The organism is Clostridium saccharoperbutylacetonicum N1-4(HMT) (assembly GCF_000340885.1).
Classification (GTDB): domain Bacteria; phylum Bacillota; class Clostridia; order Clostridiales; family Clostridiaceae; genus Clostridium; species Clostridium saccharoperbutylacetonicum.
In genome coordinates this window covers 288,899-300,389 of the sequence record NC_020291.1, presented here as the reverse complement: position 1 = coordinate 300,389, position 11,491 = coordinate 288,899, and the positions used below count along the sequence as shown (strand labels likewise).

Sequence of the window (11,491 nt, the reverse complement as noted above, 5' to 3'; positions counted from 1 at the left end):
TATAACTGTTTTGTTTAATAAAAATTGTATTCTTATTAATTCTAGGTTAAATACCAATTTATTCTTGGTGCATTATTCATATCTTAATGCTTCAATAGGATCAAGATTTGCTGCTTTTTTAGCTGGGTAATATCCGAAGAATACCCCAATAGCCATGGAAAAAGTGAAGCTTATTAGTATAGTTGGAATAGATATTGATATAGGTGAATTCAATACTAAACATGCAATTATCCCCATTCCAATTCCCAATATTATTCCTATGGTTCCACCAATTGAACATATTATAACTGATTCAGTTATAAATTGCATTTTAATATGGCTGCTTTTAGCTCCAAGAGCTTTTCTTGTTCCTATTTCCCTTGTTCTCTCTGTAACAGATACAAGCATTATATTCATTACACCTATTCCACCTACTAGCAATGCAATAGCTGCAATTACAGATATTGCTGCCGATATAGCACTAAGTATTGAGGTGAAGGATTGTACTTGATTTTTAAGATTTCTAACATCTAATTCCCAATATTTATTACTCTTATACAACTTATCTGTATATTTCTTTATATCTTTGACTAACTTCTCTGAATCAATATTCCCATTAGGTTTAATCATAAAACCATAATAATTCTTATACTTTTGTTCTGCTTTTGCTGTTGTTATAGGAATGTATAAATTAGTTTGTATATCTTTTTCCTTTGATGCTGTCCCCCCCATTCCTTCAAGAAAAGAAGGTGGTTCATATTCATAAACTCCCACAATAACATAGGTTTCAATATTATCTTGTATATACACTTTAATTTCTTTGCCCAAAGGATTAGTTTTACCTTTAAACATATTATTAACAAGCTTTTCAGAAACTACTGCTGTTTTCTTTGTTCCTTTAACATCTTTATCTGAAATAAATCTTCCACTAACCATTTTGATATTATTAACATCTTTATATTCATCATTTACTCCTACTGTTGATATGTTAGCATATAAATATCCATCTTTAACTTTTCCTTGTCCTGTACTTGTATCTATACTTATACCACTAATTCTATCTGAAAATGCTTCCTTAATTGAATTTATTTGATCTAAGGTGAGCAAATCAGTATCTTCTGGTTCTTTAGAGGAATATCCACCGCCGCCACCATCTTCACTCTTCTCTCTAATCTGAACATACATATTATTTCCACCTAGTTTATCTAATTCCCCTGAAACCTTAGAAGTAATTGCACTTCCTATAGAAACAATTCCTATAACAGAAGATATCCCTATAATAATTCCCAGCATAGTCAATAGGGAACGCATTTTACTAGCTCTAATACCTGCTATTGCAAGCAATATATTTTCTTTTATAAACATATTTTTTCACCATTTGGAAATTTTTTAATAAACTTGTCATTCTGCTCTTCTGATACTACATTTCCATCCTTCAATGTTATAATTCTTTCTGTTTCTTCTGCAAGCTCATGATTATGAGTTATAAATACTATAGTTTTCCCTTCTACTTCATGTACCTTATGAAACAAATCCATAACAAGTCTTCCTGTTTCTGAATCAAGGGCCCCTGTGGGTTCATCAGCAAGTATAATACTTGGATTATTAGCAAGAGCTCTAGCTATAGCAACCCTTTGCTTCTGACCTCCTGATAATTCATTAGGTTGATGTTTCATTCTATCCTTCATTCCCACAAGTTCTAACAGTTGTTCTGCCCGTTCCCTTCTTTCATGTCTATTCATTCCATAATAAAGCATTGGTAATTCAACATTTTTTAAAGCTGAGCTTCTTGGTATTAAATTATAGGTTTGAAATACAAAGCCTATCTTTTTGTTTCTTACCTCTGATAAACCATTGTCAGTTTTATCCTCAATATCTGTACCATCTAAAATATATTTTCCTGAAGTTGGCCTATCAAGTGCCCCTATTATGTTCATCAATGTACTTTTTCCAGAACCAGAAGCTCCAACAATAGCTACAAATTCACCTTCATTTACAACTATATTAATCCCTTTTAAAATATCCAATTGGTTTGGAGTACCCACATAAAAGCTTTTAACTATATTTTTCATTTCTATTATAGTTTTATTCAAATAAATCACGCCCCTTTTATTTGAATTTTCTCTCCAACCTTACATGTTGAAGGATCATTAATTACAAATATTCCGTCTGAAATTCCCTCTCCTGAAATCTCTACATTGAAATCAGATTCAAGGCCTGTACTTATTGGCAGTTCTTTAACTATATATTCATTTCCTTTTTCACCAACTTTTTCAGCTACATATACACTTTTACCATTTCCATTTTCAATTATACTTTCTGATGATACTGTATATACATCTGATTTTTCACTAGTGATTATATTTACTCTTGCACTCATTCCAACTTTCATATTTTGATTTGCATTATTAACTTTAACCTTTGCTTCAAATCCTGCATCCGAACTTGTCCCTTGTTGAGATTGGCTTGCAGCTTTACTTTGAGCAATTATATCTTTTTTAGCAGATGGGCTGACACTTACTACTTCTCCTTCAATAACATCATTCCCTGTTGAATCTGTCTTTATCTCTGCTCTTTGTCCAACTTTAATATTTGCTATATCAACTTCTTTAATAGGTACAGTTATTTCTATATTATCTAAATTCTCAAGTTCAAATAAAATACCACTTCCTGAATTTCCAACAGTAGCATTTACACTTGTAACTGTTCCGTCAACTGTTGCCTTAATTGTGCAATTTTCTAATTGCTGCTTTTGTTTTTCAATAGCAATCCTTTGACTTTTGTTATTATAATTATTTTGTGCTGTATCATACTCATTCTTAGCTTTACTTAAGGCTTGATCAGCTTTAATCTTTACATTTTCTAATGACACCTTTGCCTTCTCATAATCTGAATTTGCAGTATCATAATCAATTTTAACCTTATTAAAATCACTCTCTGTAATTGCTTGAGCATCATATAATGATTTATTTTTTTCATAAGTTTTCTTCTTATCATCTAAATTAATCTTTGCCAAATTTAAAACTTCTTCAGCATTTTTAACATCAGTATTTAAATTATTATTATATATTTTCAATTCATCATCATATGCTTTTTGGGCAGCTTCAAGAGTCACCTTATTATTAGCATCTGTTGCATCTGCAGTAGCTGTTGACTGTTCAATATCTTTTTCCAACCCTGCTGAATCTAAAATTGCTAGGATATCACCTGTCTTAACATTATCTCCAACTTTTACTTCTTTTATAGCATTACTTTCAGTGCTATAAATATTTGTAGTATCCTGACTTTTTATTTCTCCCAAAACGTTCACACTGTTTACGACTTTTCCTTTAGAAAGTGTTGTGTATTTAACCTGCGGTGCTGGCTTAGGCATAATTATCTTAGCAATTATAGCAGCTACAATTATTACAAATATTATGCTAAAAATAATTGCCTTTTTACTCGGTTTCCTTTTTAATTTTATTCCCTTAAGGCTTATGCCTTTAGGTTTTAATTTTTTAATGTCTAACTTTGGCATATAAGTTTTCCCCCTACTTTCAACAAATCACTTAATATGTAGTTATTTTACACTAATTCTAATATTTTAAAATTCATTAATATATTTTTTAGTATAGCACTTAAAATCTAAGATAAGTATTAATTCAACATTAATTTTTTCTTAATAATATAAATCTTCTTTAAACTTATACTAATTATTATTTCTATTAAAAGCATATTAAATAATTAACCTATAAGAAATCGATTTTTATTACATTTATCTTTCAATTTTGTAAGATTAAAATCTAAGTCAGTAAAAATACAAAAAGTGATATTAAAATATATAAAACATCTTAATATCACCTTTAATAAAATTTTATCCTTAAATAGTTCACTGCTAATTCAAACTAAAAAATTCATCATTAATGTTACCCTTCAAGCTTGGAGATAATTGATTTAAGGTATTTAATATATTAATTCTATTCTCACCACTTGCCAAGGTTGGTACATAATCATTTTTATCATTCCTTGAAGAAATCATAGCTGGAATAACCTTGTATTCAAAGTTTGCTAATTTATCATCCTGAATATGAGCTTTAAATTGAAGTATAAAGGTTCTTTTATCTGGTGGATTTGCATTTCCGCCAAAACAAAAATTCCCCATTGAGTAAGCTATAAGTTTCCCCTTATAATTCTCAACACTTTGAATCACATGAGGATGTGAACCAATAACAGCATCTGCTCCATTATCAATAGAAAATCTAGCCAAATTTTTTTGGACATCACATGGTTCATATTCTCTCTCTATTCCCCAATGAAAATATGGAATAACAACTTTAGCTCCCTGTTTCCTCAATTCTTTAATATCATTCGCAATCTTCGTTTTTAATTTATCTGAAGATTCCCACCCAGTATATCCCAAAAATCCAAACTTAACTCCCTTTATATCTTTTATAATTTTATAGCCTTCTCCACAGATATCAACTTTATTTTCCTTTAAGGTTGAAATAGTATCCTTTATTCCTTCTTCTCCATAATCATAAATGTGATTATTCGCTATTGTAACTCCTTCAATAGAAGAACTTGTTAATATCTTAGCATATTCCTTAGGCCCTTTGAAGTTATAATATACATCTCCATCCTTAGCAGCTTTAACATTTGAATTTGTTAATGTAGTTTCTAAATTCACTAAGGTGTAATCATCTTTATTGAATATATTAGCTACATTTTTCATAAAGTAAGAATAGTTTTTTCCATTACTAACAAATGCAGCTGGTAAACTTCCTTCATACGAAAATTTATCATCTGTTCCTAACGTGAAATCCCCAGCAAAGGAAATAAGAATTTCTTTTTTAATTGGCATTTTTACAAGCTGTTCGTTTACTATTTCTTTAGCTACACTCCCTACTATTTCACCATTTAACTTAATCCCATTTTCAATTTTATTTGTATCTATAAGCTTCAAGCTTTTCAAATAAAGACCTAATATGATTACAATTGCAATACTTATAATAACTAATATAAAACTTTTAAAATAGTGATTATTCTTCCTATTCTCTCTTAGATAACGTCTTCTACGGCTATTTTCAATACTTCTTCTACCCATATAAAATCCTCAGCTTTTTTAAAATTTTGAGTTATCATTATACAGATTTTAGCACATTCTTCATTAGCCTTCTATAAATATATTTCTATAATTAGCTTAAATTTTATATACATTAATGACCTCCTTCAATTCTTCTGCTAGTATAGTTTGTTCACTAATTGCATTTACAATAGTGCCTATTTGATCAGTAACTTCATCTACATTTTTTTGTATATATTTTGATTTACTTGCTGTTTCTACAGCATTAAAACTTACAGTCCCAATCCCTTGCGTTATCTGCATAATAATTTCTTCTATGGCTGCACTGGTATTTTGAATTTCCGCTGCCATGCTAGTAATTAATGCCGAATCACTTTCATAATTTGTTGCAGTTTGAATCAATAGTTCGTAATCTCCATCAACATCTTTTTGTAAAAAATTCAATAAATTCTTGCTATGCTCACTTAAGTTATAAAATGCACCTTGTACTTCATTAATTACTGTCCTTATTTGATTTACAGCTTCTTTACTTTGTTCTGCTAATTTTCTAACCTCGTCAGCTACAACCGCGAATCCCTTTCCTTGTTCCCCTGCCCTAGCAGCCTCTATGGCCGCATTAAGTGCTAATAAATTTGTCTGTTCTGATACTTCAGCAATAACATCTGCCATCATCTTAATATCATTGACTACTCTTCCTTTTTCAATTGCATTAGTAATATTCTCAATTTTTTCGCTATATATCCCTCGTGCATTTTTTGCTGCTGCTTGACCTTTATCTTTAACCTTAATTGCCTTATCTCTAATGTTTTCTGCTGATTTACTATCTGTTAATGCAGTTTCATTTAAACCTAATACTACAGCTTTTATTTCAAATGTTGATGCATTAACTTCCTGTGAGGCTGCACTCAATTGTTCAACTTCATTTGATATTAACTCTGTTGAAGAATTCACTTCGTTTATTCTACTATTAATATTCTTTAAACTATCATTTAAATTTCCACTTGATTTTATTAATAAATTTGAGTATCTATATATATTACCAACCATGGCCCTATTTGCTTTTATTGCTTCATTTAAACTCTCTATAACTTCTTTAATTTCTTTTGCATATGTTCCTTCAAGTTTAACTGTTAAATCACCTTTTCTCAATGAATATGATAATTTACTCAAATCTCTCAATGGTCTAAGGATTCCCCTAATTATTAACATCGCAAGAATCAATGTTATAATAAATCCAATAATAGATGTAATAATAATTATATTAGTAACATTTGCCACAGAATGTTCAAGTTCTTGAATCGAATTTCTCATATTCATTTTGGTTACAGCTTGAACTGCTGCATTATTTATTGTGTCTTGTGTTGTTCCAAGTTCTAGCATTACTCTTTTCATTTGTCTTACGCAAACGATTGCAATTGTGAGCATAAAACTTAATACTATGAGATAGCTAATTATTATCTTACTTTTTAGACTAATTGCCATCTTTTTATTTTTTCTTACTTCAATACTCATATTCTCCTCCTTAACTATATACTTGATAATTTTATCAGTTATTTTAAGTGCATATATTTTTCATTAGTAGTTAAGAAAAATATATGCACTTGAGGAACCTATTTTAAATCGAAATTTTTTATATTAAATTTCACTCTGCTCTTTGCACAATAATTATTAATAACATTCTCAAATCGCAACCGATTGCTATTTAACATAAACGATTCCCTATAATGTATATTATTTAAATGATTCTCTTTTTATAAGTTTTGAATCAACTATATGATGATTAATTAACATTTCACTTTTTTCAAGATGTTCAATTAGAATTTTTACAGCAAAATATCCAAGTTCATCTGCATTTATATCAATTGATGATAATGAAGGATTTTGAAATTCTGACAATGGATTATTATTAAATCCAACTACTTCAATATTTTTAATATTTTTTTCTCTTAATACTTTGAGTATTCCAAATGCTAATATATCATCTTCTGCTATTATAGCTGTAGGAGTAGCATTTTCTAGTAGTTTAATAGCTCCAATTTTACCTTCATCTTCATTAAAGTCATTCATCATTACAACCATTTTATCTTGTATAGAAATACCATTAATTTCACATGCAACTTTAAACCCATTAAATCTATCTTTTGTAACATTCCATTCTTTTTTTGCTCCTAAAAAAGCTATGCTTTTATGTCCTTTCTTTATCAGTTCATTCACTAGATTATAGGTAGCTTGAAAATTATCATTATCCACCCACAATACTCCATCAGCTTCTTCAGGTCTACCTATTACTACAAACGGAAATTCCGCATCCTTAAGAAACTTAATACTTTTATCATCTGCCCTTGCACGAAGTAAGCATATACCATCAACTAAATTACTGGTAATGAAATTATTTATATATTCTAATTCTGTTTTTTCATCTTCACTAAATGCATAGGTAATATAATATTTCTTATTTTGAGCATATCTGCTCATTCCTTTCATAGCTTGTATAAAGAATGTATTAGTTATTAAATCCTGTGATTCATTTGGTAAAACAACACCTAAAATTCTACTCTTCTGATTAGCTAAACTCCTAGCTATTGCATTTGGTTTATACTTAAGTTTGTTTATGGCTTCCCTAACTCTCTCCTTTGTTTCCTCACTTATCTGCGAACTATTCGAGATAACCCTAGATACAGTTGATGGAGATACATTAGCTTCCCTAGCCACTTCTTTTATGGTAACCTTCATGTTTTTCTCCTATCTATATTTACAAATTTACTAAACTTATAAATATTCATTTTTTCTAACACTATTAAGTTAATATTACCATACTTCGACTCATGTATAAACAATATATAACTAAATTTATACTATTCTAATTGGTATCTAGATTATTTTTATCCTTAGCCAGTTTATTTTTCTTCTGATCGCATCTTCCATAAATTTCAGTTAAACTATAGATTTTTTTAGCTAAATTATTATTAATTAAATCTTCCTTCATTCTCCAGCACCAATTGTTTCCAAGAGTGGATGGTAAATTTGTTCTAGTTTCATTTCCCAAGTCTAAGAAATCTTGCATTTGCGCAATTGCAACACGTGCAACACTTCCCCATACCCCTCTAATGAAGCCCCAATTATATCCTTCCTCATTATTTAACCCCAAATACTGTACTGCTTTTTTAACTTGCTCCTTTGGAGCAGTTGTTTCCACCCACCCTCTAACTGTATCATTATCATGAGTACCTGTATAAGCTATAAAATTTTCTTCATAATTATGAGGTAAAAATGGATTGGTACTATCTGTATCAAAAGCAAATGTCAATATTTTCATGCCTGGAAACCCTGTATCGTCTCTAAGTTTAATTGTTTCTTCAGTTAAGGTTCCTAAATCTTCTGCAATTATATTCACTTCTCCTAATTTTTCTTTGATTGCATTAAAAATCTTTATACCTGGTCCTTTAACCCACTTACCATTTTCCGCAGTTAAATCGCCATAAGGTATTGACCAATATGATTCAAATCCTTTAAAATGATCTATTCTAAGCACATCATATAAATTTAAACTTTGCTTTATTCTAGCAACCCACCACTTATAATTAGTTTTCTCCATGTAGTTCCAATCATATATCGGATTTCCCCACAATTGACCAGTAGCTGAGAATATATCTGGTGGACAGCCTGCAACTTTTAAAGGCTTTAATGTGTTTTTATCAAGTAAAAATGCTTCTGGATTGCTCCATACATCAGCACTATCTTCTGCTACATATATAGGCATATCTCCAATTATCTGAATTCCAAGCCTATTTACATATGCTTTTAATTCATTCCATTGTTTATAAAATTCAAATTGTAAGAACTTCCAATATCCTACCTCATCACTTAATATTTTTTTATATTTAGTTACTGATTCAGCTTTTCTTAATCTAATATCTTCATCCCAAGTCTGCCAGTTTTTCAATTTGAAATGATTTTTTAATGCCATATACAGAGCATAATCCTCTAACCAATAAGCTTCTTTTTCTTCAAATTTCTTTATATCATTAAAATTGCCCTTTATTTTAAAATTTTCATATGCTTTTCTTAATACTTTAAACTTTTCTATGAAAATTTTTGCATAATCTATTTTTTCTGGATTTTTTCCAAAGTTTATAACTTCATAATCCTCTTTATTTAATATCCCTTCCTTTTTCAATATATCAAAATCTATAAAATATGGATTTCCAGCAAATGCTGAAAAAGATTGATATGGTGAATCTCCAAAACTAGTAGGGCCAAGTGGAAGTATCTGCCAATACTTCTGTCCAGAGTCTTTTAGAAAATCCCCAAATTTATATGCTTCCTCACCAAAAGTTCCTATTCCATATTTACCTGGTAAAGAAGCAATATGCATAATGATGCCGCTTCCTCTATTCATATCTTCCTCCTATTTCCTCACTAATTAAATATATTATAGATATTCCCTTAAGCAACCGCTTGCACAAAAAATTCTGTTTTTACTATCACTATTTAATTACTGTATTTTATCTAAAAATCAAGAGATTATTTAAAAGTTTAACTTTATCTAACAAAAATGTGCTTTTCACAAGATAGCTTACCTATTCCTGTCAGGTAGAATCATAATAAAATTGTTTATTGATTATACTTTAAAAATAATCTCTGTAGTTAATCTATAATTATTTTATAGATCCTTGAACAATTCCTGCAATAATTTGTTTTTGAACAAAGAAGTAGAATATTATTATTGGAATTATAGCTAAAACTAGTGCTGCCATTGCTAATTCCCATTGTTTTGAGAATGCTCCAAAAAAATTATTCATGGCTAATGGTATAGTATTTATTTTTCCATTTACAGTTAAGAAAGGTAACAAAAAGTCATTCCATATCCAAATACTGTTTAGTACTGCTACTGTAACTGTAGTTGGTTTCAATAGTGGAAGTAACACTTTAACATATGTTTGCCATTTAGTACAACCATCTATAGTTGCCGCTTCTTCAACTTCTTTTGGTATTCCTTTGATAAATCCATGGTATAAAAATATACTCATACTAACACCAAATCCTATGTACATAAAAATAAGCCCATAGTGTGTTCCTAGCATTTTAAACGGTCCGAATTCAATTTTAGCCATCCACTTTACAAGAGGTATCATTACAGCTTGGAAAGGAACAATCATTCCAGACGTAAATACATAAAATAATATTTTACTCTTTCTGCTTTGATCTCTTACTAATACCCAGGCAGCCATTGAAGAAAATAATATAATTAATGATACACTTACTACGGTTATTAGCATTGAATTAGTGAAGGAACTTAATATATTCATTTTATTCATTGCTTCTAAATAATTTTGAAAGTTCCAGGTATTAGGCAATCCAGTAGTATTTGCAAAAATCTCTCTTCTTGTCTTAAATGAATTAATAAACATTAAATAAAATGGGACCATATATATAATTAGTAGTAACCAGGAAAATACTTCTAACAATTTTAATCTTCCAGTATAACTATCTAGTGTCTTAAGCTTTTTAGCTGGTTTATATTTCTCTACATTACTTGCGATATTGCTTGACTCCATTATACTTCTACCTCCTTTTTCTTATTAAAATAAACCTGAGTTAAAGAAATGGTTGTTACAAGTATAAAAAATATAATAGCTTTAGCTTGTCCTATACCCATATTATTTACCATAAAAGCTTCATTATAAATATTTAAAGCTAACATCTCAGTAGTCTTCAATGGTGTAAGAGAGAAGTTTAAGTCAAATAGTTTAAAGGAGTTTGCCAAGGTCAAAAATAAACAAATTGTCATTCCTTGTCTTACCATAGGAATCGTAATATGCTTAAATGTGCACCATCCATTAGCTCCATCAATATGTGCTGCTTCAATTAAATCACTAGGCACATTTTCTAATGCTGCAACATAAATAACCATTATATAACCTGCATATTGCCAAGTTGAAACAATTAACATTGCAAGCATTGATGTAGATGCTCCTTGTAAAAGTGATGTCGAAAGTGTTTCACTTCCTAAAACATGGCCTATGCCTGTAAATACAGAGTTAAACATAAACTGCCATATAAAACCTAAAATTAATCCTCCAATTAAATTTGGCATGAAAAAGCCAGTTCTTAAAAAACTGCTAGTCTTTAGTTTTCTTGTAACTACATATGCTAATCCAAACCCCACCAAATTTATAGTTATTACACTGGCAATTGTATATAAAACAGTTATTTTTAATGAATAAATAAATTGAACATCTTTAAAAATTCCTAAATAATTTTTTATTCCTACAAAATCATATTTAGGATTAGCACCATTCCAATTTGTAAATGTATAATATATACCAATTAAAAAAGGAATTATTACTACCATTGTTATTGCAAATAAAGAAGGTCCTACAAAAATCCAAAAATCTTTACTTTCTCTTGATTTTTTACTCATATACTTACCCCTTTCTTAAAAATTTT

9 protein-coding genes are annotated in these 11,491 nt (G+C 29.5%); all 9 read right to left on the bottom strand.

The window, feature by feature from the left end:
• Nucleotides 1-72: 72 nt before the first annotated feature.
• Nucleotides 73-1,344: an ABC transporter permease gene (locus CSPA_RS01445; RefSeq protein ID WP_015390436.1), complete on the bottom strand. Its 1,272-nt coding sequence runs from the start codon at nt 1,342-1,344 to the stop codon at nt 73-75.
• The gene (locus CSPA_RS01440) at nt 1,335-2,072 is read right to left on the bottom strand and encodes an ABC transporter ATP-binding protein (RefSeq protein ID WP_017810868.1); all 738 of its coding nucleotides are present in this window, start codon (nt 2,070-2,072) and stop codon (nt 1,335-1,337) included. Before CSPA_RS01440 ends, CSPA_RS01445 begins: the two co-directional genes overlap by 10 nt.
• 5 nt (nt 2,073-2,077) lie before the next feature.
• Complete coding sequence (locus CSPA_RS01435; protein WP_015390434.1) at nt 2,078-3,496, bottom strand: efflux RND transporter periplasmic adaptor subunit; 1,419 nt, start codon at nt 3,494-3,496, stop codon at nt 2,078-2,080.
• A 357-nt stretch (nt 3,497-3,853) separates the two neighbouring features.
• Nucleotides 3,854-5,062, bottom strand: coding sequence for a CapA family protein (locus tag CSPA_RS01430; RefSeq protein WP_015390433.1), 1,209 nt, complete (start codon nt 5,060-5,062; stop codon nt 3,854-3,856).
• A 96-nt stretch (nt 5,063-5,158) separates the two neighbouring features.
• Entirely contained in the window at nt 5,159-6,553 is a 1,395-nt protein-coding gene (locus CSPA_RS01425; RefSeq protein WP_015390432.1) for a methyl-accepting chemotaxis protein, read from the bottom strand.
• A 219-nt stretch (nt 6,554-6,772) separates the two neighbouring features.
• Complete coding sequence (locus CSPA_RS01420) at nt 6,773-7,774, bottom strand: LacI family DNA-binding transcriptional regulator (protein WP_015390431.1); 1,002 nt, start codon at nt 7,772-7,774, stop codon at nt 6,773-6,775.
• Between the two features lie 127 nt (nt 7,775-7,901).
• The gene (malQ, locus tag CSPA_RS01415) at nt 7,902-9,440 is read right to left on the bottom strand and encodes a 4-alpha-glucanotransferase (RefSeq protein ID WP_015390430.1); all 1,539 of its coding nucleotides are present in this window, start codon (nt 9,438-9,440) and stop codon (nt 7,902-7,904) included.
• A gap of 259 nt (nt 9,441-9,699) precedes the next feature.
• On the bottom strand, nt 9,700-10,599 hold the full coding sequence (locus CSPA_RS01410; protein ID WP_015390429.1) for a carbohydrate ABC transporter permease: 900 nt from the start codon (nt 10,597-10,599) through the stop codon (nt 9,700-9,702).
• Entirely contained in the window at nt 10,599-11,465 is an 867-nt protein-coding gene (locus tag CSPA_RS01405) for a carbohydrate ABC transporter permease (RefSeq protein WP_015390428.1), read from the bottom strand. The genes CSPA_RS01410 and CSPA_RS01405 overlap by 1 nt, the downstream gene beginning before the upstream one ends.
• Nucleotides 11,466-11,491: the final 26 nt, after the last annotated feature.

Coding starts and splice junctions, on each gene's coding strand:
- CSPA_RS01445 (WP_015390436.1), bottom strand. CDS start 1,344: ATGTTTATAAAAGAAAATATATTGCTTGCAATAGCAGGTATTAGAGCT.
- CSPA_RS01435 (WP_015390434.1), bottom strand. CDS start 3,496: ATGCCAAAGTTAGACATTAAAAAATTAAAACCTAAAGGCATAAGCCTT.
- CSPA_RS01430 (WP_015390433.1), bottom strand. CDS start 5,062: ATGGGTAGAAGAAGTATTGAAAATAGCCGTAGAAGACGTTATCTAAGA.
- CSPA_RS01425 (WP_015390432.1), bottom strand. CDS start 6,553: ATGAGTATTGAAGTAAGAAAAAATAAAAAGATGGCAATTAGTCTAAAA.
- CSPA_RS01420 (WP_015390431.1), bottom strand. CDS start 7,774: ATGAAGGTTACCATAAAAGAAGTGGCTAGGGAAGCTAATGTATCTCCA.
- malQ (WP_015390430.1), bottom strand. CDS start 9,440: ATGAATAGAGGAAGCGGCATCATTATGCATATTGCTTCTTTACCAGGT.
- CSPA_RS01410 (WP_015390429.1), bottom strand. CDS start 10,599: ATGGAGTCAAGCAATATCGCAAGTAATGTAGAGAAATATAAACCAGCT.
- CSPA_RS01405 (WP_015390428.1), bottom strand. CDS start 11,465: ATGAGTAAAAAATCAAGAGAAAGTAAAGATTTTTGGATTTTTGTAGGA.